Origin of the sequence: Enterobacter sp. AG326 (genome assembly GCF_004362415.1) — a bacterium.
In the GTDB taxonomy this organism is placed as follows: Bacteria; Pseudomonadota; Gammaproteobacteria; order Enterobacterales; family Enterobacteriaceae; genus Enterobacter; species Enterobacter asburiae.
On the sequence record NZ_SNXG01000004.1, the window covers coordinates 66246 to 90025 of the forward strand.

Sequence of the window (23780 nt, forward strand, 5' to 3'; positions counted from 1 at the left end):
CTATCCCTGCGGCTGATTGCTGATCAGCCGCGACATTGTCTCCAGCGAATCCGTTCTTAAGATGTACAGGCGTTTCAGTAAGAACGGATTATCCCCCGGCTTCACCTTCCCTTTCACCGTCGTCACTGCCAGATGAAAACCGGCATCATTCGCCGCCTTTATCGCTTTATTGTCGTAGCCGCCAAACGGATAGGAAAGATAGAGCACGCGTGGATTAAACTGCGCCAGCGCGCGACGCGAGCGTTCAAAATCAAACAAAATTACGTGATAACTGCGGCTCAGTAAAATCGGGTGTTTATACCCATCCACGCGGTGCAGGAAATGGGTGTGAGACTGAATATCGAACACATCCTGGATCCCCTTAATCTCCTGCACGCTCATAAACTGCAGCGATTTTGGATCCCACTTCTGCGGATGGCCTTTTATACGGGAAGAGATAATAAACGCGGTAGCCTTGAAGCCGTACTCTTTCAGCACAGGATAGGCATAGCGGCTGACGGATTTCAGGCCGTCGTCAAAGGTAATCACCACCGATTTTGCAGGCAGGTTCATTTTGTTACGCACGTACCCTTCAAGCTGGTACATCGTCAGGGTGGTATAACCCTGATCGCGTAACCAGGCCATCTGGTTGTTGAACGCACGTACGCTGGTGGTCGTGGACGTATGTCGAAAACGGGTGTTCTCTTCATCACGCAGAATATGATGGTAGGTCAGAATCGGAAGTCCATTATCTTCCTGCGCATCCAGGCTGCTGATCCACGCCAGACGATTGCCGATGCGGATCTGGAACCAGGTCTGATTCAGACGGTCTTTCAGTTTATTCAGTATCGGATAGCGCAGATTGGCGCTTAACGTGCCGAAAGGCGCGCTGCCGCTCGACGGCGCGTTATACACCGGCGTGTCTTTCCAGGTAATGAGGTTCTGATTGCTCAGGGGCTTATTGAGATCCCCGAGGCTGTCCTCGACGCGCTGTTTCCCCTGAACCGGCTCCAGGTGCCCCTTGTCGATAAACCCCGTGCCAAAACCGAAGCGAAATTCGTAGTAGTCCGCCGCCGCGGGCACAACGGCCAGGATCTGCCCGGCGCGCACGTTACCGACGTTGATCACGCTGTTCCCCACCTGCGCCCAGATCGCCGCGTCTTCGGTGGTTTGCATGTACTGGGCAGGCAGCGTTTGCTGACTGAGTAAACTGGCTGAGCTGACGCCGGAAATGAGCATCAATAGCAAGAAAAGAATGCGCGGTAGCATGGTGTCTTAATCGGTGCGGAAAACTGCCGCTATTGTAACAAATGAGACATCAATACCAACGTTTAATTCTTATACAAATCGTGGAGCAGGACGAAAGGAGGATTTTTTTGCTGCTGATGCCACAAGCTGCTGACGCCCGGAACGCCCTGCGCCACGATGGCCTGGCGAAACTCAGCGCTGCTTAAGGATCCACGCTGCGGATACATTAAGGCCAGCAGGGAGAGGTTAATACCCGAGATCACTTCACAGCACGCGTGCTTATGGCTCAGCAACGCGGCTGCGCGGTAAGGCGCCGCGCCCGATTTATCGGTAAGAAAAATCACGCCATCGCCGGTGTCGGTTTCATGCAGGGCATCGCACATCATGCGGCTCAGCATGTTGGTGCTCAACCCGCGCCAGTAGTTTACCGCCCGGCACTGCACCAGCGGGCCAAATCTGGCTTCAAGCTTATCCAGCATTTCCTGCGCCTGTTCATCGTGGCAGGTGATAACCCATCCCAGCATAACTCCCTCCTTAGCAGGCAAGTAGTTTAGCGGAGTGAAGGTTAGCTTACGGTGATAACTGTCAAAGAAAGTGCCCGGCAAACAGAACGTCGCCGGGCAAAAGATTAGCTGCGCAGCCCGCGTCCGCGCTGGATCAGCGACCAGCACAGCAGGTAGAAGGCGATGATAAACACCACCAGCACAGCCACCGTGGTAAACAGCGGCACATCGCTGATGCCGAGGAAGCCAAAGCGGAACCCGCTGATCATGTAGACAATCGGGTTCAGGTGCGACAGCGCCTGCCAGAACGGTGGCAGCAGCGTCAGGGAGTAGAACACCCCGCCGAGATAGGTCAGCGGCGTCAGCACGAAGGTCGGGATCAGGCTGATGTCGTCAAACGTTTTGGCGAACACGGCGTTCAGCAGACCGGCCAGCGAGAAGAGGATCGCCGTCAGGAGCAGCGTCAGCGCGACAAACAGCCACGAGTGGACCTGGAACGGCACAAAGAACAGCGAAATCGCCGTGACCAGGATCCCCACGCACAGCCCGCGGGCCACGCCGCCGCCGACATAGCCCGCGATAATGACGTGCGTCGGCACCGGCGCGACCAGCAGCTCTTCAATATTGCGCTGGAACTTGGCGCTGAAGAATGACGACGCTACGTTGGCGTAGGCATTAGTGATCACCGCCATCATGATCAGGCCCGGCACGATAAACTGCATATAGGTAAAGCCGTGCATCTCACCAATTCGGGAACCAATCAGGTTACCGAAGATAATGAAATAGAGCGTCATCGTGATAACCGGCGGCACCAGGGTTTGAACCCAGATACGCATAAAGCGGTTAATCTCTTTCGCCCAGATACTTTTCAGCGCGACCCAGTAAAGATGCGTCATGCCTTGTCTCCTTGTTTGTCATGTACCAGAGAGACAAACAGCTCTTCCAGTCGGTTCGCTTTGTTACGCATACTTAAGACCTGAATCCCCTGCGCGCTCAGCTGCGAGAACACGCTGTTAATCCCCTGCTCGCGCAGCACTTCCACTTCCAGCGTCGAGGTATCCACCAGACGATAGTTGTAACCTTCAAGTTTTGGCAGCGCGCTTTTCGCCGCCAGATCGAGAATGAAGGTTTCGGATTTCAGCTTGGAGAGCAGATTCTTCATCGAGGTGTTTTCCACCAGCTCGCCGTGCTGAATGATGCCGATGTTGCGGCACAGCATTTCAGCCTCTTCCAGGTAGTGGGTGGTCAGAATAATGGTGGTACCTTTGTCGTTGAGATCTTTCAGGAAGCCCCACATGGAACGACGAAGTTCGATATCGACACCCGCAGTCGGCTCATCGAGGATCAGCAGCTTTGGCTCGTGCATCAGCGCACGGGCGATCATCAGGCGGCGCTTCATCCCGCCGGACAACATGCGCGCGCGTTCGTTACGCTTTTCCCACAGATCGAGCTGCTTAAGGTATTTTTCGCTACGCTCCAGGGCCTCTTTACGCTCAACGCCGTAATAGCCCGCCTGGTTAACCACGATCTGCTGCACCGTCTCGAACGGGTTGAAGTTGAACTCCTGCGGTACCAGCCCTAGCTGGCGTTTGGCGTTCACCACATCTTTTTGCAGGTCGTACCCAAAGACGCTCACCCGGCCGGACGTTTTATTGACCAGCGAGCTGATAATCCCAATGGTGGTCGATTTCCCCGCCCCGTTCGGCCCCAGAAGCGCGTAAAAATCACCGGCCTCTACTTTAAGATCTATTCCGCGTAGCGCCTGAACGCCACCCGGATAGGTTTTTTTAAGCTGCTCAAGCTCCAGTGCAATTGCCATGAAATTAACTTACCTTCAGTTCTTACACACGTTGTGTGGTTTCATTAAAAGTCGGGTTACCCTATAGTAGCGCAACGCAATAACTCGGTTACAGGTCGCTAACCTCCATGAACAACATAGATACACTCATCAGCAACAATGCACTATGGTCAAAAATGCTGGTGGAGGAAGACCCCGGATTTTTTGGAAAACTCGCGCAGGCGCAGAACCCACGCTTTCTCTGGATTGGATGTTCCGACAGCCGCGTACCGGCGGAGCGCCTGACCGGCCTTGAACCCGGCGAACTGTTTGTTCACCGCAATGTCGCCAATCTCGTGATTCACACCGATCTCAACTGTCTTTCTGTTGTTCAGTATGCCGTGGACGTTCTGCAAGTCGAGCACATCATCATTTGCGGCCATTATGGCTGCGGCGGCGTGCAGGCGGCGGTTGAAAACACGGAGCTGGGGCTCATTGATAACTGGCTACTGCACATCCGCGATATCTGGTTCAAACATAGCTCACTGCTGGGCGAAATGCCGCAGGAGCGTCGCATGGATACCCTTTGCGAACTCAACGTGATGGAGCAGGTGTATAACCTGGGCCACTCAACGATCATGCAATCAGCGTGGAAACGCGGGCAGAAGGTTTCTATCCACGGCTGGGCGTACGGTATTCACGATGGCCTGCTGCGCAATCTGGAAGTGACCGCCACCAACCGCGAAACGCTGGAGCAGCGCTACCGTTCGGGGATTGCCAACCTTCAGCTTAAGCATGTGAACCATAAATAAAGCCGGGGATGTTCTCCCTCTCCCTGTGGGAGAGGGCCGGGGCGAGGGCATCAGCCCGCCATTACTCGTCCAGCAATACCACTTTCCCAACATACGGCAGATGACGATAACGCTGCGCGTAGTCAATGCCGTAACCGACGACGAATTCGTCCGGAATCGAGAAGCCCACGAACTCTACCGGCACCTGCACTTCACGACGGTCAGGTTTATCCAGCAGCGTACAAATCGCCAGAGATTTTGGTTCACGCAGGCTCAGGATCTCGCGCACTTTTGACAGCGTGTTGCCGGAGTCGATGATGTCCTCAACGATCAACACATCTTTGCCACGAATATCTTCATCCAGATCTTTCAGGATTTTCACATCACGGGTAGTGGACATGCCGCTGCCGTAGCTGGAGGCGGTCATAAAATCGACCTCATGGGGCACATGCACTTCACGGCACAGGTCTGCCATGAACATGAAAGAGCCGCGCAACAGACCGACCAGCACCATTTCGCTGCCGCTGTCCTTGTAATGTTCGGTGATTTGACGACCCAGTTCGGCGATACGCGCTTTGATCTCGGCTTCCGGGATCATCACTTCAACAGTATGTTTCATATTACTAACCAAATGATTTTAATGAAAATCTCTCAATACGGATGGGTTAATATCCAGCACTGATACGCAAGCCCGCCATTATATCAGCAAATGGATAACCCTGGCGCATGAGTTATAAAAAGCAAATATTGTGATTCCGATCACACTTGTTAATACCTATAATTAGTTGCTAGCAAATTATTAACAAAAACTGACGAGTACACTTTCTATGGCTGAAACAAACTCTAAACAGCCGCGTCTACTGGTGACATTAACAGCCGCATTCGCAGCCTTCTGCGCGCTGTATCTGTTAATCGGTGGCGTCTGGCTGGTCGCTTTAGGCGGCTCCTGGTACTACCCGATAGCGGGTCTGGTTATGGTTGCCGTAACCGTCCTGCTGTTGCGTAGAAAACAATCTGCACTGTGGCTGTATGCCGCCCTCCTTCTTGCCACCATGATCTGGGGCGTCTGGGAAGTCGGGTTTGACTTCTGGGCACTGACGCCGCGCAGCGACATCCTGGTATTCTTTGGCATCTGGCTGATCCTGCCGTTCGTGTGGCGTCGCCTGATTGTGCCTTCTAGCGGTGCGGTGGCGGGCCTGGTTGTTGCCCTGCTGATTACCGGCGGCATCCTGACATGGGCAGGTTTTAACGACCCACAGGAGATCAACGGTACGCTGAACGCGGAATCCACGCCTGCTGCGGCTATCTCTCAGGTGGCGGACGGCGACTGGCCTGCGTATGGTCGTAACCAGGAAGGTCAACGCTACTCTCCGCTGAAGCAGATCAACGCGGACAACGTGAAGAACCTGAAAGAAGCCTGGGTATTCCGTACCGGCGATGTGAAGATGCCGAACGATCCGGGCGAGCTGACCAACGAAGTGACGCCGATTAAAGTCGGCAACATGCTTTATCTGTGTACGGCGCACCAGCGTCTGTTCGCGCTCGACGCGGCCACCGGTAAAGAGAAATGGCACTTCGATCCGCAGCTGAACTCCAACCCGTCCTTCCAGCACGTCACCTGTCGCGGCGTCTCTTACCACGAAGCGCGTGCCGATAATGCCAGCCCGGAGGTCATTGCTGACTGTCCTCGCCGCATTATGCTGCCGGTGAACGATGGCCGTCTGTTCGCCATCAACGCCGAAACGGGCAAGCTGTGCGAAACCTTTGCCAACAAAGGTATCCTGAACCTGCAGACCAACATGCCGGACACCACGCCGGGTCTGTATGAGCCAACCTCGCCGCCAATCATCACCGATAAAACTATCGTGATTGCCGGTTCGGTAACAGATAACTTCTCCACGCGTGAAACCTCCGGCGTTATCCGTGGTTTCGACGTGAACACCGGTAAACTGCTGTGGGCCTTCGACCCGGGCGCGAAAGATCCAAACGCGATCCCGTCGGACGAGCACACCTTTACTTTTAACTCGCCAAACTCCTGGGCACCAGCGGCGTATGACGCGAAGCTGGACCTGGTCTACCTGCCAATGGGTGTGACCACGCCAGATATCTGGGGCGGTAACCGCACGCCGGAGCAGGAGCGTTATGCAAGCGCTATCGTGGCGCTGAACGCGACCACCGGCAAGCTGGCGTGGAGCTATCAGACCGTTCACCACGATCTGTGGGATATGGATATGCCGTCCCAGCCGACGCTGGCGGACATTACCGTTGATGGCAAAACCGTTCCGGTGATTTACGCTCCGGCCAAGACGGGCAACATCTTCGTCCTGGATCGCAGCAACGGTAAGCTGGTTGTGCCTGCACCGGAAAAACCGGTTCCGCAGGGCGCGGCGAAAGGCGATTACGTCAGCAAAACCCAGCCGTTCTCTGACCTGAGCTTCCGTCCGAAGAAAGACCTCAGCGGTGCAGACATGTGGGGCGCCACCATGTTTGACCAGCTGGTGTGCCGCGTGATGTTCCACCAGCTGCGCTATGAGGGCATCTTCACGCCGCCGTCTGAGCAGGGCACGCTGGTCTTCCCGGGTAACCTGGGAATGTTCGAGTGGGGCGGGATCTCCGTCGACCCTAACCGTCAGGTGGCGATTGCCAACCCGATGGCGCTGCCGTTCGTTTCCCGTCTGATCCCACGCGGTCCGGGTAACCCAATGGAGCAGCCGAAAGACGCGAAAGGCAGCGGTACCGAAGCCGGCATTCAGCCGCAGTACGGCGTACCGTTTGGCGTGACGCTGAACCCGTTCCTGTCGCCGTTTGGTCTGCCGTGTAAACAGCCTGCCTGGGGTTATATCTCCGGTCTGGATCTGAAAACCAACCAGATCGTGTGGAAAAAACGTATTGGTACGCCACAGGACAGCATGCCGTTCCCAATGCCGGTTCCAGTGCCGTTCAATATGGGTATGCCGATGCTGGGTGGCCCAATATCCACCGCCGGTAACGTGCTGTTCATCGCGGCAACCGCAGATAACTACCTGCGCGCGTACAACATGACCAACGGTGAAAAACTGTGGCAGGGCCGTCTGCCGGCTGGTGGACAGGCCACGCCGATGACCTATGAAGTGAATGGCAAGCAGTACGTTGTCATCTCTGCGGGCGGTCACGGTTCGTTTGGCACGAAGATGGGCGACTACATCGTCGCGTATGCGTTGCCTGACGATGCTAAGTAACTAAAAGAGCCGGGTGGCGGCTACGCCTTACCCGGCCTACGGAAAGATGCAAAACGGCAACTTCGGTTGCCGTTTTTGTGTTTGTTCCCTCTCCCCGTGGGAGAGGGCCAGGGTGAGGGCATCAGGCCGCACTGTTTTAAACAGTGAACCCGAGCATCATCCCCGTATCCTCATGCTCCAGCAGGTGGCAGTGCGCCATATAGGCAAACTCCTTCGGCGCCTCGTGGTCAAACTTCACCAGCACCTCGCTGACGCCGCCCTCCACTCTCACCGTATCTTTCCAGCCCGCGCGATGCGCATCAGGCGCTTTACCGTTCTCTGTGAGAATGCGGAACTGTGTGCCGTGGATATGGAACGGATGCAGCATCATGTCCCCTTCGCCCGAAATCACCCAGCGCTCAAACTGCCCTTTTGTCGCAGCAAACATCGGCGTATTCATGTCGAACGCTTTGCCGTTGATCATGTTGGCGTTGTGGAAATCAAAGCCGTGATCGCCGTGATTCATGTTCCCCATGCCGCCCATTTTGCCGTGGTCCATATTCATGTGTCCCATCATCTGGCCGTGCTGCATCCCCGCCATCGCCTTATCGCCATATTTCGCCATCAGCGCCTGCATGCCCATCATATCAAGCATCGGGTTCATGGAGAGCTGCAGCTTGCGCTGCGTAAGCCCCTCCAGCGACGGGAGAGCTGGCAAAGTGGTTAACGTATCAGGCAGCGTGCCGGATGCGGCCACCAGCAGCGGCTGAATACGCAGCACCGGATGCGGCTTATCAAACGGTGCGACCGCCATCCCCATCTGGCTCACCGGCAGAGTCACGAGGTCAAACGGCTTGCCGTCGCTGATATCCACCAGCACCTCAAAGCGTTCGCCCATGAGCATCGGCAGCTCGCTCACCTTCACCGGCTCCGGCAGCAGGCCGCCGTCGCTGGCTACCACATACAGCGGGCGTTTATCGCTGGCGGCAAAATTCAGCGAACGTGCGTTACAGCCGTTGAGCAGGCGCAGGCGCAGCCAGCCTTTCGGCGCGGCGTGCTGAGGATAAATAGCGCCGTTGGTCAGCAGCGTGTCGCCAAACCAGCCTACCGCCGCGCTCATCACGTCCAGCTGGTAGTCAATTTGCCCGTCAGCGTTGAATTTCTTGTCCTGCACAATCACCGGTACATCGTCGATGCCCCACTGTTTCGGCAGGCGCAGCAGGCGGCTTTCGTCGTCTTCAATTAGCACCAGCCCCGCCAGCCCCATCGCCACCTGACGGCCCGTTTTGCCATGCTGATGCGGGTGGAACCAGCAGGTCGCCGCGCGCTGATCGGGCGTAAAGGTGACGCTGCGCGTGCCGCCCGCTTTGATGATGCCCTGCGGCCCGCCGTCCACCTCGCCCGGCACTTCCAGCCCGTGCCAGTGCAGCGTCGTCTCTTCCGACAGTGTGTTATGGATATCGACGGTAACGGTTTTGCCTTTGCGCAGCTGGAGCGCCGGGCCAAGGAGATTTCCGTTATAGCCCCAGGTTGTGGCGGTATTTGCACCAAAGGTCGTTTTGCCCGATTGCACCACAAGCTGGATACGGCTTCGCGCATCTGCGGTCACTAAATCAGGGATAGGTAAGGCAGGCCTGTCGGCCGCAAAAGCCGCGCGGCTCCAGAGAGGTAATGCGCTGGCAGCCCCCAGCACAGCGGAATATTTTAAAAAATCACGACGTTGCATGTTCATTTCCTTATTTCCAGCAGGCGATCTTTTGAGCATAAACCCTCCCCTTACCGGAAGGTCAAGTAAAGCGGCAATAATAAAGATCGTCGCACCGGCATCAAGTATGCTAACGTTAATTTTCCGTGAAGAAGTGGTAGAAGCAATGAAGACGTTTTTCAGGACAATTTTGTTCGGAAGCCTGATGGCAATGTGTGCGAACAGCTATGCGCTAAGTGAAAATGAAGCGGAAGATATGGCCGATTTAACGGCGGTTTTTGTATTCCTGAAGAATGATTGTGGCTACCAGAATTTACCCAACGGGCAGATTCGCCGCGCGCTGGTCTTTTTTGCCCAGCAAAACCAGTGGGATCTCAGCAACTACGACAGCTTCGACATGAAGGCGCTCGGCGAAGACAGCTACCGTGACTTGAGCGGTATTGGTATTCCCACTGCCAAAAAATGTAAAGCGCTGGCTCGCGACTCACTCAGCCTGCTCGCCTACGTCAAATAACCTTCCCGACGCCCCCTGTTGAACCTATAGCCGTGCAACCACGGTTATAGTTAGCTATCATGTTTCGCTCATTTTTTGTGAGCGTAATGGATGTTTACACAGGAGGAGTTCGCTATGGCCGACCACACGTTGTGGCATGAAACACTGCATGACCAGTTTGGTCAGTACTTTGCCGTTGATAACGTGCTCTATCATGAGAAAACCGATCACCAGGATCTCATCATCTTCGAAAACGCCGCCTTTGGCCGCGTGATGGCGCTGGACGGCGTCGTGCAAACGACCGAGCGCGACGAGTTTATCTATCACGAAATGATGACCCACGTTCCGCTGCTGGCGCACGGACACGCGAAGCATGTCCTGATTATCGGCGGTGGCGACGGCGCAATGCTGCGTGAAGTTTCCCGCCATCGTTCCATTGAAACCATCACCATGGTGGAAATCGACGCGGGCGTCGTCTCTTTCTGCCGCCAGTACCTGCCCAACCACAATGCCGGCAGCTATGACGATCCCCGCTTTAGCCTGGTGATTGACGACGGCGTTAACTTTGTTAACCAGACCTCGCAGACCTTTGACGTTATTATCTCCGACTGCACCGACCCTATCGGCCCCGGCGCGTCGCTGTTTACCTCCTCCTTCTACGAAGGCTGCAAGCGCTGCCTGAACCCGGGCGGGATCTTCGTCGCACAAAATGGCGTCTGCTTCCTGCAGCAGGATGAAGCGCTCGACAGCCATCGTAAGCTCAGCACCTATTTCGATGACGTCAGCTTCTATCAGGCGGCCATTCCGACGTACTACGGCGGGATCATGACCTTTGCCTGGGCGACGGATAACGACGTATTACGCCATCTCTCCACCGAAATTATTCAGGCCCGTTTTCATCAGGCCGGTCTTCAGTGCCGATACTACAATCCGGCTATTCATACCGCAGCGTTTGCGCTGCCGCAGTACCTGCAAGATGCATTATCCACTAAGGGGGTGAGCTAATTGAAAAAGCTTAAACTGCATGGCTTTAACAACCTGACGAAAAGCCTGAGTTTTTGTATTTACGATATCTGCTATGCCAAAACAGCGGAAGAACGCGATGGTTACATCGCCTATATCGACGAACTCTACAACGCCAACCGTCTGACCGAGATCCTGTCAGAAACCTGTTCCATTATTGGCGCAAACATCCTGAACATCGCCCGACAGGATTATGAACCTCAGGGCGCCAGCGTGACCATTCTGGTCAGCGAAGAGCCGGTCGACCCGAAGCTTATCGACAAAACTGAACATCCGGGCCCGCTGCCGGAAGTGGTCGTGGCCCACCTGGATAAAAGCCATATCTGCGTACATACCTACCCGGAGAGTCACCCGGAAGGCGGGCTGTGTACGTTCCGCGCCGATATTGAAGTGTCGACCTGCGGCGTGATTTCCCCGCTGAACGCGCTGAACTATTTAATCCACCAGCTGGAATCGGACATCGTCACCATTGATTATCGCGTGCGTGGTTTTACCCGTGATATCAACGGTATGAAGCATTTCATCGACCACGAGATCAACTCCATCCAGAACTTTATGTCCGACGACATGAAATCGCTGTACGACATGATGGACGTGAACGTGTACCAGGAAAACATCTTCCATACCAAGATGTTACTGAAGGAATTCGACCTTAAGCACTATATGTTCCACACGAAGCCGGAAGATTTGAGCGAAGAAGAGCGTAAGGCAATTACTGACCTGCTCTGGAAAGAGATGCGCGAGATCTACTACGGCCGCAATATTCCGACCGTGTAAAAGTAAACCGGAGCAGGGATGCTCCGGTCTGTTATTTCTGTTTCATGAAGTCGCGGTAAGCATTTACCACCTGAAGGAAATCCTCTACGCCGCACATCGACAGACTTTCTTCGTCGTAGTAGCTCATACCCTCTTCCATCTCGTCACCTGAAAACTCGAGCTGGTTGGCACGCACCATGACCTCTTCACCATCCATCCACAGCGTATATTCATGCCCGGCGCGCTGCCAGGATCGTTCACTGCCTTTCACCGTATTTGCCGCCTGTTCAACCTCATCAAGAAGTGCGAGATTTTCTTTCACCTCTTCGTTAAACCAGTGTCCAACGGCTTCGTGGCCCATCGACATACGCACTTTCACCACTCCGGTGATGTCGCGCAGAAATTCGTAATCCATAGTGTTTTCCTCTGCAAAGCCATTAAGGTAATTATCGCAGCAGCGAGGAAGAAAAAAAGCGGGAGAGGTGGGAGGAATGAAAATAAAAAGGTGAGAGCAAGACCCTGCGGCCTGATGCCCTCACCCCGTCCCTCTCCCACGGGAGAGGGTGCAAACACTAAAAACCGTCTCTATGAGACGGTTTTGCTGTTTATACTGCCGTCTGGAAGATAACCCCGTCGGCCTTCTCGGTGTACTGAGAAAGCTGGTCGAAGTTCAGATAGCGATAGGTATCCACCGCTGTCTTATCCACCTGAGCCACAAAGGTCTGGTACTCTTCCGGCGTTGGCAGTTTGCCAATCAGCGCCGCAACCGCCGCCAGCTCCGCAGAGGCCAGGAAGACGTTCGCACCGGTACCTAAACGGTTCGGGAAGTTACGGGTAGAGGTGGAAACCACCGTCGCACCGTCGGCTACGCGCGCCTGGTTGCCCATACACAGGGAACAGCCAGGGATTTCGATACGCGCACCGCTCTTACCAAACACGCTGTAGTAGCCCTCTTCGGTCAGCTGAGCCGCGTCCATACGGGTTGGCGGTGCCACCCACAGACGGGTTGGCAGCTGGCCTTTGTGGGTATCCAGCAGTTTACCGGCAGCACGGAAGTGGCCGATGTTGGTCATACAGGATCCGATGAACACTTCATCGATCTTCTCGCCCTGAACTTCAGACAGCGGACGCGCGTCGTCAGGATCGTTCGGTGCACACAGGATTGGCTCTTTGATATCCGCCAGATCGATGTCGATCACCGCCGCGTACTCTGCGTCAGCATCGGCTTCCAGCAGCTGCGGATCGGCCAGCCATTTTTCCATGCCCTGGATACGACGCTCCAGCGTACGACGGTCGCCGTAGCCTTCTGCAATCATCCACTTCAGCAGCACGATGTTGGAGGTCAGATACTCAATAATCGGCTCTTTGTTCAGCTTGATGGTACAGCCCGCCGCAGAACGCTCGGCGGAGGCATCGGTCAGCTCGAACGCCTGCTCAACTTTCAGGTCCGGCAGACCTTCAATTTCCAGAATGCGGCCAGAGAAGATGTTTTTCTTCCCTTTCTTCTCAACGGTCAGCAGGCCCTGTTTAATTGCATACAGCGGGATCGCGTGAACCAGGTCGCGCAGGGTGATACCCGGCTGCATTTTACCTTTGAAGCGCACCAGCACCGATTCCGGCATATCCAGCGGCATCACGCCGGTCGCAGCAGCAAACGCCACCAGACCGGAGCCCGCCGGGAAAGAGATACCGATTGGGAAACGGGTATGGGAGTCACCGCCGGTACCCACGGTATCCGGCAGCAGCATGCGGTTCAGCCAGGAGTGGATGACGCCGTCACCCGGACGCAGGGAAACGCCGCCGCGGTTCATGATGAAGTCTGGCAGCGTATGGTGCGTGGTCACGTCAACCGGCTTCGGATAGGCCGCCGTGTGGCAGAAGGACTGCATCACCAGGTCAGAAGAGAAGCCCAGGCACGCCAGGTCTTTCAGTTCGTCACGGGTCATTGGGCCAGTGGTGTCCTGAGAGCCCACGGAGGTCATCTTCGGCTCGCAGTACGCGCCTGGACGAATACCGGCTACGCCGCACGCGCGACCAACCATTTTCTGCGCCAGCGAGTAGCCGCGGTCGCTTTCCGCCACGTCTTTCGCCTGACGGAACACGTCTGAGTGCGGCAGACCGAGCGCTTCGCGCGCTTTGGTGGTCAGGCCACGGCCGATGATCAGCGGGATACGGCCACCGGCGCGCACTTCGTCGATCAACACGTCGGTTTTCAGCTCGAAGCTTGCCAGCAGCTCGTTGGTTTCGTGGTTACGCACTTCGCCTTTATACGGGTAAACGTCAATCACGTCGCCCATGTTCAGGTTTGACACATCCACTTCGATCGGCAGTGCGCCCGCATCTTCCATGGTGTTGAAGAAGATTGGCGCAATTTTTCCGCCGAGGCACAGGCCGCCGCCGCGCTTGTTTGGCACGTGCGGAATGTCGTCGCCCATGAACCACAGCACGGAGTTGGTTGCGGACTTACGGGAAGAACCGGTACCCACAACGTCACCCACGTAGGCCAGCGGGAACCCTTTTTTCTGCAGAGCTTCGATCTGTTTGATTGGGCCGACGCTGCCCGGCTGATCCGGCTCAATACCTTCACGGGCGTTTTTCAGCATCGCCAGAGCGTGCAGAGGGATATCCGGGCGAGACCACGCGTCCGGCGCCGGTGAGAGGTCATCGGTGTTGGTTTCACCGGTCACTTTAAAGACGGTAACGGTGATTTTTTCAGCCAGAGCAGGACGATTCAGGAACCATTCGGCATCAGCCCAGGACTGCATCACCTGCTTCGCATAGACGTTGCCTGCTTTGGCTTTTTCTTCCACATCGTAGAAGTTATCGAACATCAGCAGCGTGGAAGAGAGCGCTTTAGCGGCAATCGGTGCCAGTTTGTCGTTATCCAGCGCCTCAATCAGCGGATGAATGTTGTAACCACCCTGCATGGTGCCGAGCAGTTCAATGGCTTTTTCAGGAGTAACCAGTGGGGAGGTGGCTTCGCCTTTGGCGATAGCAGCAAGGAATCCGGCTTTTACGTAGGCAGCTTCATCTACGCCAGGCGGTACGCGGTTGATCAGCAGATCTAACAGGAATTCTTCTTCGCCCTTAGGCGGGTTCTTCAGCAGCTCGACGAGCGCGGCCATTTGGGTTGCATCTAAAGGTTTGGGTACAATTCCCTCGGCGGCACGTTCTGCTACGTGCTTACGGTATTCTTCTAGCACGACGGTTCTCCTCGCTCTCATTGTCATATGCGGCGGGCGTTCTCTTCACGCTCCTGTGAGACAGCAGTTTGTAGGGTAAATGCCCGATACCGCGTCGGGCAGCATAGCAGGATTTCTGCACAGTGTTAATCCGTTTACAAAAAAGCAACATTAAAAAATTTGCTGAATCGTTAAGCATGGTGTAGCGGGGATTTAGGGGATCATTTTGCGATATCTTCTGCACCGTGACGCTTCAGTTTTTTCTTCATCAGATATAATTGTGTAATAAATACTCACACTCTTTATCCGGACGCCCCGGACGCTTCCCAATAAAAGTCAAAACAGTAAAAGACGGGTGAATAATACTCACGCCAACCGTAACGCCTCACGGCACAGCGCTTGTCTCGTTGGAGTCATTTTATGAAGTTGCCCTTTAAGCCACATCTGCTCGTCCTTTTGTGCAGTGCCGGGCTGTTTGCCGCCTCGGGCGTCATGTTTGTCAAAGGCCGCGCCACGGAGCCCGCAGCGCCGGCCCCCGTCGCACAACAACCGGCTGCACCGGCAGCGCCTGCCGCAGCCCAGCCCGCCCCTGTTGTCGCGCCAGCCTACACTGCCGCGCAAATCGATCAATGGGTTGCTCCCATCGCGCTCTACCCGGATGCCCTGCTGTCGCAAATTTTAATGGCATCGACCTATCCGGCCAACGTGATCCAGGCGGCGCAGTGGTCCAAAGACAACCCTAAAATGGATGGGGACGCCGCGATTCAGGCCGTTGCCAGCCAGCCCTGGGATCCCAGCGTAAAATCGCTGGTCGCGTTTCCTCAGCTTATGTCCCTGATGGGCGAAAACCCGCCGTGGGTGCAAAATCTGGGTGATGCGTTTCTCGCGCAGCCGAAGGACGTGATGGATTCCGTTCAGCGCCTGCGCGCGCTGGCGCAGAAGACCGGCGCTTTACAATCCACGCCCCAGCAGACGGTCACCACCGTGACAAAACCGGCGCCAGCGAAAACCAGCACCGCTGAGGCAACGACAACCACGACGTCCGCGCCCGCCCCAACGGTAATCAAAATTGAATCTGCCGATCCGCAGGTTGTTTACGTCCCCACCTATAACCCCAATACGGTTTACGGGACCTGGCCAAACGCCGCCTATCCGCCCACCTATCTCCCGCCTACACCCGGGGAGCAGTTTGGCAACAGCTTCGTAAACGGTTTAGGCTTCAGCCTGGGCGTCGCCACAACCTATGCCATCTTCAGCAGCATCGACTGGGATGATGACGATGACTGGGATCATCACCATGGCGACTGGGATAATCACGGCGGCTATAACCGCAACGGTGATAACAATATCAATATCAACGTTGAGAACTTCAATAAAATCAGCGGACAGCGCCTGACGGATGCCAACCGCACCTGGCAGCACAACCCGGCCTATCGGGAAGGCGTGCCCTACCCGACTAACCAGCTCAACACTCGCTTCCACGCCACCAACGCGGCAACAGGGCTCAGCTCAGCGCAGCAAAAACCGGTTAACCGCGATAGCCAGCGTCAGGCCGCGCTGAGCCAGATGGAGAAGTCCACGGGTAAAACCTTCCCCCAAACGGCGCGCACCGGAACGAAAGACGTGCAGCGTCAGGCCTCAGGCGAACAGCTGAAGCAGATTTCGCAGCGCAATAACTACCGTGGCTACGACACTAAACCGCAGACGGCGAAGCGGAGCACCACGCAGCAGCGATAAAACCGCCAGACCACCGCGCAGAGACAAGAGAAGCGGGTTTCACAGCCCGCGCAGCAACGCTCTCTGCAGCAGCGAAGCAGCCAGCCCCGGGCCAATGCGCTGAGCGGTAACGACAGCCGCTCCGCGAACTGGCAGGCGCAGCAGCAGCACGGTGCGCAAAGCAGACAGCTCGCGGCGCGCCAGCAGCAGCCGCGTCAGGCGTCTGGTGGACGTGCTGAACGCCGTGAAATTCGACATCGCTAAGGGAACCGACATGAAACGTAAACTACTCAGCGGAATGGTGTTATTCATGCTTTCGGCCTCGGTGATGGCGCAGCAGTCTTTTAGCACGCCCGATCGGGCAACCGATGCGCTGACCAAAGCCATCAGTGAGCAAAATGAGAGCGCGATGACCAACCTGCTTGGTGACAACTGGCGCGATTTTCTGCCCCCTGAGGGCGTTGATCCGGATGCTGTCGATCGCTTCCTGCGCGACTGGAACGTCCGTCATACCACGGTTGTTGAAGGGGATACGGCGCATCTGGTTGTCGGAGACAGCGGCTGGCAGCTTCCCATCCCGGTGATCAAAACCTCTGCAGGCTGGCAGTTCGACATCAAAGAAGGGGCTGAAGAGATCCTGACCCGTGAAATCGGGCGTAACGAGCTCGCCGCCATTGAAGCCTTGCATGCCTATGTTGATGCGCAGCAAAGCTATTTTGCGATGAACCAGAAATACGCGCAGAAGATTGTCAGCTCGAAAGGCAAAAAAGACGGTTTGTACTGGCCAGCCTCGCCCGGCGAAGCGCCCAGCCCGCTCGGCCCGGCATTTAGCCCGAAAGAGCCTGGTACCGGCTATCACGGCTATCGCTTCCGCATCCTGCCGGATAATGACGGTTTCGCGATGGTTGCCTGGCCGGCCAGCTACGGTCAAACGGGCGTCATGAGCTTTGTGATAAACCAGGACGACAAGGTGTACCAGTCCGATCTCGGCAGCGATTCAGAGCAGAAAGCCCGGGCGCTAGCCGCCTATAGCCCTGATAAAACCTGGCAGCCGGTGTCGCCCTAAACGCAGCGCATAAAAAAAGCGGCCATTGGCCGCTTTTTTTCATCTGAAGAAATTTATTTCTTCTTCGCTTTCGCGTTTGGCAGGTCGGTGATGCTGCCTTCAAACACTTCTGCCGCCAGGCCCACGGACTCGTGCAGAGTCGGGTGAGCGTGGATGGTCAGCGCGATGTCTTCAGCGTCACAGCCCATTTCGATAGCCAGACCGATTTCACCCAGCAGCTCGCCGCCGTTGGTACCGACAATCGCACCACCGATGACGCGGTGAGTCTCTTTGTCGAAGATCAGTTTGGTCATACCGTCAGCGCAGTCGGAAGCGATAGCACGGCCAGAAGCAGCCCACGGGAAGGTGGCGGTTTCGTAGCTGATGCCTTTCTCTTTCGCTTCTTTCTCAGTCAGACCCACCCATGCAACTTCTGGCTCGGTGTATGCGATAGATGGAATAACTTTCGGATCGAAGTAGTGCTTCATGCCGGCGATAACTTCAGCGGCAACGTGACCTTCGTGAACACCTTTGTGCGCCAGCATTGGCTGACCGACGATATCGCCGATAGCAAAGATGTGCGGCACGTTAGTGCGCAGCTGCTTGTCAACGCGGATAAAGCCACGGTCGTCCACTTCCACGCCAGCTTTGCCCGCGTCGAGGTTTTTACCGTTCGGCACACGGCCGATAGCCACCAGCACGGCGTCGTAACGCTGTGGTTCGGATGGGGCTTTTTTGCCTTCCATGGAAACGTAAATACCGTCTTCTTTCGCTTCAACGGCAGTCACTTTGGTTTCCAGCATCAGGTTGAATTTCTTGCTGATGCGTTTGGTGAAGACTTTAACGATGTCTTTGTCGGCAGCCGGGATAACCTGGTCGAACATTTCAACCACGTCGATCTCTGAACCCAGCGCATGGTACACGGTACCCATTTCCAGACCGATGATACCGCCGCCCATGACCAGCAGACGCTTAGGAACGGTTTTCAGCTCCAGCGCATCGGTGGAATCCCACACGCGTGGATCTTCATGCGGAATGAATGGCAGTTCGATTGGGCGAGAGCCTGCCGCGATGATCGCGTTGTCGAAGTTGATCACGGTTTTGCCGTTTTCGCCTTCCACTTCCAGGGTGTTCGCACCGGTGAATTTACCCAGACCGTTTACCACTTTCACTTTACGGCCTTTGGCCATACCCGCCAGACCGCCGGTCAGCTGAGTGATAACTTTCTCTTTCCAGGTACGAATTTTGTCGATATCGGTTTTCGGCTCGCCGAAGACGATACCGTGTTCAGCCAGCGCTTTGGCTTCTTCGATAACTTTCGCTACGTGCAGCAGCGCTTTAGAAGGGATACAGCCGACGTTCAGACAAACACCGCCGAGGGTGCTGTAACGTTCTACGATGACGGTTTCCAGACCTAAATCCGCTGCACGGAATGCTGCGGAGTAACCTGCCGGGCCTGCCCCAAGTACTACGACCTGAGTTTTGATTTCTGTGCTCATCATGACCTCTTAATTTATACCCGTCGTCCACCGGGTCGTTCTATCCGCCCGCAGTTTACAAAATTGTTAACAATTTTGAAACAACAAACGGCTCACGAATTGTCGCTTTCGCCAATAACCTCACAAACACCATGAGATTATCAGAAAAAAGCCGGCCGACTGGCCGGCTTTTCGATTACATCACCAGGCGGCGAATGTCGCTCAGCATGTTGTTGATGATGGTGATGAAGCGCGCACCATCAGCACCGTCGATCACGCGGTGGTCGAAGGACAGAGAGATTGGCATCATCAGACGCGGCACGAACTCTTTGCCATTCCACACCGGCTCCATCGCGGACTTGGACACACCGAGGATAGCCACTTCCGGCGCGTTAACAATCGGTGCGAAGTGGGTGGTACCCAGGCCGCCGATGCTGGAGATAGTGAAGCAGCCGCCCTGCATTTCGCCGGCAGTCAGCTTACCATCACGCGCTTTCTTGGAGATCACAGTCAGTTCACGGGACAGCTCAGTGATGCTCTTCTTGTTCACGTCTTTGAAGACCGGAACAACCAGACCATTTGGCGTATCAACCGCAACACCGATGTTGATGTATTTCTTCAGCGTCAGCTTCTGGCCGTCTTCGGACAGGGAGCTGTTGAAGCGTGGCATCTGCTCAAGGGCAGCGGCAACGGCTTTCATGATGAAGACTACTGGGGTGAATTTCACGTCCAGTTTGCGCTTCTCAGCTTCAGCGTTCTGCTGTTTACGGAACGCTTCCAGATCGGTGATATCGGTTTTGTCGAAGTGCGTAACGTGCGGGATCATCACCCAGTTACGGCTCAGGTTAGCACCAGAGATTTTCTGGATGCGGCCCAGCTCCACTTCTTCGATTTCGCCGAACTTGCTGAAGTCCACTTTCGGCCATGGCAGCATGCCCGGGATACCGCCGCCAGCGGCTGCAGCAGGTGCAGCTTCGGCGCGTTTCACCGCGTCTTTCACGTAGGTCTGAACGTCTTCGCGCAGGATACGACCCTTACGGCCGGTTCCTTTCACTTTCGCCAGGTTCACACCGAACTCGCGCGCCAGGCGACGAATCAGCGGGGTCGCGTGGACGTAAGCGTCGTTTTCAGCGAACTCAGATTTTTCTGCTTTAGCAGCAGGGGCAGCGGCTGGTTTAGCAGCCTGAGCCGGTGCAGCAGCCGGTGCTGGAGCAGCCGCGGCAGCCGGAGCTGCGGCAGGCGCAGCGCCTTCCACTTCGAAGACCATGATCAGAGAGCCGGTAGACACTTTGTCGCCGGTGCTGATCTTGATCTCTTTAACGGTACCCGCGAACGGCGCCGGCACTTCCATAGAAGCTTTGTCGCCTTCAACGGTGATCAGTGACTGTTCAGCGGCAACTTTGTCGCCCACTTTCACCATCACTTCGGTCACTTCAACTTCGTCACCGCCGATGTCCGGTACGTTAACGTCTTTCGCGCCGCCAGCAGCTGCTGGTGCAGCAGCCGGAGCCGGAGCAGCGGCCTGCGCAGGCGCGGCAGCAGGTGCAGCACCCGCCACTTCGAAGATCATGATAAGCGAGCCGGTAGACACTTTGTCGCCGGTGTTGATCTTGATCTCTTTAACGGTACCCGCGAACGGAGCTGGCACTTCCATAGAGGCTTTGTCGCCTTCTACGGTGATCAGTGACTGCTCGGCCGCAACGGTGTCGCCCACTTTCACCAGGATTTCAGTGACTTCAACTTCGTCACCGCCGATGTCAGGCACGTTCACTTCTTTCGCGCTCGCGGCAGCTGCTGGAGCAGCGGCGGCCGGAGCGGCTTTCTTCTCTTCCTGCGCAGGTGCAGCAGCTGCTGCACCGTCGGCGGAATCGAAAATCATGATCAGTTTGCCAGTCTCGGTTTTATCGCCAACAGAGACTTTGATCTCTTTAACGATGCCAGCCTGAGGAGACGGGACTTCCATAGAGGCTTTGTCGCCTTCTACGGTGATCAGCGACTGTTCAGCTTCAACTTTGTCGCCTACTTTGACCAGGATCTCGGTGATTTCAACTTCATCAGCCCCGATGTCCGGTACATTGATTTCGATAGCCATTATTCTTTTACCTCTTACGCCAGACGCGGGTTAACTTTTTCTGCATCGATGTTGAATTTGGTGATTGCATCCGCAACCACTTTCTTATCGATTTCGCCACGTTTAGCCAGTTCGCCCAGTGCTGCTACAACCACGTAAGAAGCATCAACTTCGAAGTGGTGACGCAGGTTTTCGCGGCTGTCAGAACGACCGAAGCCGTCAGTACCCAGAACGCGATAATCATCAGCTGGAACGTAAGTACGAACCTGCTCAGCGAACAGTTTCATATAGTCAGTAGACGCCACCGCTGGCGCGTCGTTCATCACCTGAGCGATGTACGGAACGCGTGGAGTTTCCAGTGGGTGCAGCATGTTCCAGCGCTCACAATCCTGGCCATCACGCGCCAGTTCAGTGAAGGAGGTCACAGAGTACACGTCGGAACCCACGCCGTAGTCTTTCGCCAGGATCTGCGCTGCTTCACGTACGTGACGCAGGATAGAGCCGGAGCCCAGCAGCTGAACTTTACCTTTGCTACCTTCGATGGTTTCGAGTTTATAGATACCTTTACGGATACCTTCCTCGGCACCTGCTGGCATTGCCGGCATGTGGTAGTTTTCGTTCAGGGTAGTGATGTAGTAGTAAATGTTCTCTTGCGCTTCACCGTACATGCGCTGCAGACCGTCATGCATGATGACTGCCACTTCGTACGCGTAAGACGGGTCGTAAGAGATACAGTTAGGGATAGTCAGAGACTGAATGTGGCTGTGGCCATCTTCGTGCTGCAGACCTTCACCGTTCAGAGTCGTACGACCGGAGGTACCGCCTACCAGGAAGCCGCGAGCCTGCTGGTCGCCTGCCTGCCAGCACAGGTCACCGATACGCTGGAACCCGAACATGGAGTAGTAGATGTAGAACGGGATCATCGGCAGGTTGTTGGTGCTGTAAGAGGTCGCAGCAGCCAGCCAGGATGCGCCTGCGCCCAGCTCGTTGATACCTTCCTGCAGGATCTGACCTTTCTCGTCTTCTTTGTAGTATGCAACCTGCTCACGGTCCTGCGGGGTGTACTGCTGGCCGTTCGGGCTGTAGATACCGATCTGACGGAACAGACCTTCCATACCGAAAGTACGCGCTTCGTCGGCGATGATTGGAACCAGACGATCTTTGATCGACTTGTTCTTCAGCATCACGTTCAGAGCACGAACGAAAGCGATGGTGGTGGAGATTTCTTTGTTCTGCTCTTCCAGCAGCTGAGAGAAGTCTTCCAGCGCTGGCAGTTCCAGCTTCTCGGTGAAGTTTGGCTGACGAGCTGGCAGGTAGCCTTTCAGCGCCTGACGACGTTCGTGCAGGTACTTGTGCTCTTCAGAACCTTCCGGGAAGGTGATGTAAGACAGGTTTTCTACCTGCTCATCGGTCACTGGAACGTTGAAACGGTCGCGGATATAACGCACGCCGTCCATGTTCATTTTCTTAACCTGGTGAGCGATGTTTTTACCTTCTGCGGTATCACCCATGCCGTAACCTTTGATGGTATGGGCCAGGATTACAGTCGCTTTACCTTTAGTTTCACGCGCTTTTTTCAGTGCAGCGTAGACTTTCTTCGGATCGTGACCACCGCGGTTCAGAGCCCAGATCTGCTCATCAGTCCAGTCAGCAACGAGTGCTGCGGTTTCAGGATATTTGCCGAAGAAGTGCTCACGAACGTAGGCACCGTCTTTGGATTTGAAGGTCTGGTAGTCACCGTCAACGGTTTCGTTCATCAGCTGGATCAGTTTACCGCTGGTGTCTTTACGCAGCAGCTCATCCCAACGACCGCCCCACATGACTTTGATCACGTTCCAGCCAGCACCTGCGAAGATGCCTTCCAGTTCGTTGATGATCTTGCCGTTACCGGTTACCGGACCATCCAGACGCTGCAGGTTACAGTTGATGATGAAGCACAGGTTGTCCAGCTTCTCACGGGTTGCGATGGTGATCGCACCTTTGGATTCTGGCTCATCCATTTCGCCGTCGCCCAGGAAGGCGTAAACGGTCTGCTCAGAAGTGTCTTTCAGACCACGGTGTTCCAGGTATTTCAGGAATTTAGCCTGATAGATCGCACCGATTGGGCCCAGACCCATAGATACGGTCGGGAACTGCCAGAATTCAGGCATCAGTTTAGGGTGCGGGTAAGAAGACAGACCTTTACCGTGTACTTCCTGACGGAAGTTGTTCATCTGCTCTTCAGTCAGACGACCTTCCAGGAATGCACGTGCATAGATGCCCGGAGAGATGTGGCCCTGGAAGTACACCAGATCGCCGCCGTCTTTCTCGTTCGCTGCACGGAAGAAGTGGTTGAAGCACACTTCGTAAACGGTCGCAGAAGACTGGAAGGACGCCATGTGGCCACCCAGTTCCAGGTCTTTCTTGGATGCGCGCAGAACGGTCATGATGGCGTTCCAGCGGATTGCAGAACGGATACGACGTTCCAGATCCAGATTGCCCGGGTATTCCGGTTCGTCTTCGACGGCAATCGTGTTTACGTAGTTGCTAGCCCCTGCACCTGAAGCAACCTTCACACCGCCTTTGCGGGCTTCAGAAAGCAGCTGATCAATCAGATACTGAGCGCGCTCAACACCTTCTTCACGGATGACCGATTCGATCGCCTGTAGCCAGTCGCGAGTTTCGATCGGATCCACGTCATTTTGGAGACGTTCTGACATGGGGGTATTCCTTATCTATCTAATACGTTGATTTGTCTGGAACCTGTCCCATTGTGCTCTTGGGCAAGAACACAATAAGACAGGTTCTGCGTTTAGTTGCCGCGCTCTAAAAGTACC

Annotated in this window: 17 protein-coding genes and 1 pseudogene; 7 read left to right on the plus strand and 11 right to left on the minus strand. The window is 55.4% G+C overall.

Translation table 11 applies throughout. The annotated features are described in order from the left end of the window. The 4 genes from DFO52_RS14725 to DFO52_RS14740 all read right to left on the minus strand — a co-directional run bounded on the left by DFO52_RS14725 (window position 1) and on the right by DFO52_RS14740 (window position 3549). Entirely contained in the window at window positions 1–1248 is a 1248-nt protein-coding gene (locus DFO52_RS14725) for a polysaccharide deacetylase family protein (protein ID WP_038417646.1), read from the minus strand. 62 nt (window positions 1249–1310) lie between these two features. Next, on the minus strand, window positions 1311–1751 hold the full coding sequence (locus DFO52_RS14730) for a PTS sugar transporter subunit IIA (protein ID WP_023310429.1): 441 nt from the start codon (window positions 1749–1751) through the stop codon (window positions 1311–1313). Window positions 1752–1855: 104 nt separating this feature from the next. Then, a complete protein-coding gene (locus tag DFO52_RS14735) occupies window positions 1856–2626 on the minus strand; it encodes an ABC transporter permease (RefSeq protein WP_029741906.1) in 771 nt (256 codons plus the stop codon). Then, window positions 2623–3549: an ABC transporter ATP-binding protein gene (locus DFO52_RS14740; RefSeq protein ID WP_003856300.1), complete on the minus strand. Its 927-nt coding sequence runs from the start codon at window positions 3547–3549 to the stop codon at window positions 2623–2625. The genes DFO52_RS14735 and DFO52_RS14740 overlap by 4 nt, the downstream gene beginning before the upstream one ends. A gap of 107 nt (window positions 3550–3656) precedes the next feature. On the opposite strand from DFO52_RS14740, the gene can reads away from it, so the two are divergent. After that, window positions 3657–4319 (plus strand): carbonate dehydratase, encoded by a 663-nt coding sequence (gene can, locus DFO52_RS14745; RefSeq protein ID WP_008501947.1) that lies wholly within the window; start codon window positions 3657–3659, stop codon window positions 4317–4319. A gap of 61 nt (window positions 4320–4380) precedes the next feature. Here can and hpt read toward each other — a convergent pair whose 3' ends face one another. After that, window positions 4381–4917, minus strand: a complete 537-nt coding sequence (gene hpt, locus DFO52_RS14750; protein WP_008501948.1) for a hypoxanthine phosphoribosyltransferase — start codon at window positions 4915–4917, stop codon at window positions 4381–4383. A 208-nt stretch (window positions 4918–5125) separates the two neighbouring features. Between hpt and DFO52_RS14755 the strand changes: the two genes are divergently transcribed. After that, window positions 5126–7516, plus strand: a complete 2391-nt coding sequence (locus DFO52_RS14755) for a glucose/quinate/shikimate family membrane-bound PQQ-dependent dehydrogenase (RefSeq protein ID WP_133550658.1) — start codon at window positions 5126–5128, stop codon at window positions 7514–7516. Window positions 7517–7652: 136 nt separating this feature from the next. On the opposite strand, the gene cueO is transcribed toward DFO52_RS14755, so the two are convergent. Continuing rightward, window positions 7653–9221: a multicopper oxidase CueO gene (cueO, locus tag DFO52_RS14760; RefSeq protein WP_133550659.1), complete on the minus strand. Its 1569-nt coding sequence runs from the start codon at window positions 9219–9221 to the stop codon at window positions 7653–7655. A gap of 145 nt (window positions 9222–9366) precedes the next feature. Between cueO and DFO52_RS14765 the strand changes: the two genes are divergently transcribed. From DFO52_RS14765 to speD, 3 genes are all read left to right on the plus strand, one after another. Next, complete coding sequence (locus DFO52_RS14765) at window positions 9367–9714, plus strand: YacC family pilotin-like protein (protein ID WP_014882582.1); 348 nt, start codon at window positions 9367–9369, stop codon at window positions 9712–9714. Window positions 9715–9828: 114 nt separating this feature from the next. Next, window positions 9829–10698 (plus strand): polyamine aminopropyltransferase, encoded by an 870-nt coding sequence (gene speE / locus DFO52_RS14770; RefSeq protein WP_023310424.1) that lies wholly within the window; start codon window positions 9829–9831, stop codon window positions 10696–10698. Continuing rightward, window positions 10699–11493 carry an adenosylmethionine decarboxylase gene (gene speD / locus DFO52_RS14775; protein WP_029741910.1) on the plus strand — a complete coding sequence of 265 codons (795 nt, stop codon included), beginning with the start codon at window positions 10699–10701 and terminating at the stop codon, window positions 11491–11493. Between the two features lie 31 nt (window positions 11494–11524). Here the strand turns inward: speD and yacL are convergent, their stop codons facing one another. Further along, on the minus strand, window positions 11525–11887 hold the full coding sequence (gene yacL / locus DFO52_RS14780; protein ID WP_023310423.1) for a protein YacL: 363 nt from the start codon (window positions 11885–11887) through the stop codon (window positions 11525–11527). A 190-nt stretch (window positions 11888–12077) separates the two neighbouring features. Beyond that, complete coding sequence (gene acnB, locus DFO52_RS14785; RefSeq protein WP_133550660.1) at window positions 12078–14675, minus strand: bifunctional aconitate hydratase 2/2-methylisocitrate dehydratase; 2598 nt, start codon at window positions 14673–14675, stop codon at window positions 12078–12080. A gap of 399 nt (window positions 14676–15074) precedes the next feature. On the opposite strand from acnB, the pseudogene DFO52_RS14790 reads away from it, so the two are divergent. Beyond that, window positions 15075–16634, plus strand: a pseudogene (locus tag DFO52_RS14790) (DUF3300 domain-containing protein). 10 nt (window positions 16635–16644) lie between these two features. Continuing rightward, window positions 16645–17436, plus strand: coding sequence for a DUF2950 family protein (locus DFO52_RS14795; RefSeq protein ID WP_133550661.1), 792 nt, complete (start codon window positions 16645–16647; stop codon window positions 17434–17436). Between the two features lie 53 nt (window positions 17437–17489). Here DFO52_RS14795 and lpdA read toward each other — a convergent pair whose 3' ends face one another. From lpdA to aceE, 3 genes are all read right to left on the minus strand, one after another. After that, the gene (gene lpdA / locus DFO52_RS14800) at window positions 17490–18914 is read right to left on the minus strand and encodes a dihydrolipoyl dehydrogenase (protein WP_003856313.1); all 1425 of its coding nucleotides are present in this window, start codon (window positions 18912–18914) and stop codon (window positions 17490–17492) included. A gap of 175 nt (window positions 18915–19089) precedes the next feature. Further along, the gene (aceF, locus tag DFO52_RS14805; protein ID WP_133293791.1) at window positions 19090–20985 is read right to left on the minus strand and encodes a pyruvate dehydrogenase complex dihydrolipoyllysine-residue acetyltransferase; all 1896 of its coding nucleotides are present in this window, start codon (window positions 20983–20985) and stop codon (window positions 19090–19092) included. Between the two features lie 14 nt (window positions 20986–20999). Further along, a complete protein-coding gene (gene aceE / locus DFO52_RS14810) occupies window positions 21000–23663 on the minus strand; it encodes a pyruvate dehydrogenase (acetyl-transferring), homodimeric type (protein WP_023310418.1) in 2664 nt (887 codons plus the stop codon). Window positions 23664–23780: the final 117 nt, after the last annotated feature.

What these genes read in the sequence shown, in the direction of transcription:
- lpdA (WP_003856313.1), bottom strand. Translation starts at nt 18,914, where the DNA reads ATGAGCACAGAAATCAAAACTCAGGTCGTAGTACTTGGGGCAGGCCCG.
- hpt (WP_008501948.1), bottom strand. Translation starts at nt 4,917, where the DNA reads ATGAAACATACTGTTGAAGTGATGATCCCGGAAGCCGAGATCAAAGCG.
- DFO52_RS14730 (WP_023310429.1), bottom strand. Translation starts at nt 1,751, where the DNA reads ATGCTGGGATGGGTTATCACCTGCCACGATGAACAGGCGCAGGAAATG.
- DFO52_RS14725 (WP_038417646.1), bottom strand. Translation starts at nt 1,248, where the DNA reads ATGCTACCGCGCATTCTTTTCTTGCTATTGATGCTCATTTCCGGCGTC.
- aceF (WP_133293791.1), bottom strand. Translation starts at nt 20,985, where the DNA reads ATGGCTATCGAAATCAATGTACCGGACATCGGGGCTGATGAAGTTGAA.
- can (WP_008501947.1), top strand. Translation starts at nt 3,657, where the DNA reads ATGAACAACATAGATACACTCATCAGCAACAATGCACTATGGTCAAAA.
- DFO52_RS14735 (WP_029741906.1), bottom strand. Translation starts at nt 2,626, where the DNA reads ATGACGCATCTTTACTGGGTCGCGCTGAAAAGTATCTGGGCGAAAGAG.
- DFO52_RS14755 (WP_133550658.1), top strand. Translation starts at nt 5,126, where the DNA reads ATGGCTGAAACAAACTCTAAACAGCCGCGTCTACTGGTGACATTAACA.
- yacL (WP_023310423.1), bottom strand. Translation starts at nt 11,887, where the DNA reads ATGGATTACGAATTTCTGCGCGACATCACCGGAGTGGTGAAAGTGCGT.
- cueO (WP_133550659.1), bottom strand. Translation starts at nt 9,221, where the DNA reads ATGCAACGTCGTGATTTTTTAAAATATTCCGCTGTGCTGGGGGCTGCC.
- DFO52_RS14765 (WP_014882582.1), top strand. Translation starts at nt 9,367, where the DNA reads ATGAAGACGTTTTTCAGGACAATTTTGTTCGGAAGCCTGATGGCAATG.
- aceE (WP_023310418.1), bottom strand. Translation starts at nt 23,663, where the DNA reads ATGTCAGAACGTCTCCAAAATGACGTGGATCCGATCGAAACTCGCGAC.
- DFO52_RS14740 (WP_003856300.1), bottom strand. Translation starts at nt 3,549, where the DNA reads ATGGCAATTGCACTGGAGCTTGAGCAGCTTAAAAAAACCTATCCGGGT.
- DFO52_RS14795 (WP_133550661.1), top strand. Translation starts at nt 16,645, where the DNA reads ATGAAACGTAAACTACTCAGCGGAATGGTGTTATTCATGCTTTCGGCC.
- speE (WP_023310424.1), top strand. Translation starts at nt 9,829, where the DNA reads ATGGCCGACCACACGTTGTGGCATGAAACACTGCATGACCAGTTTGGT.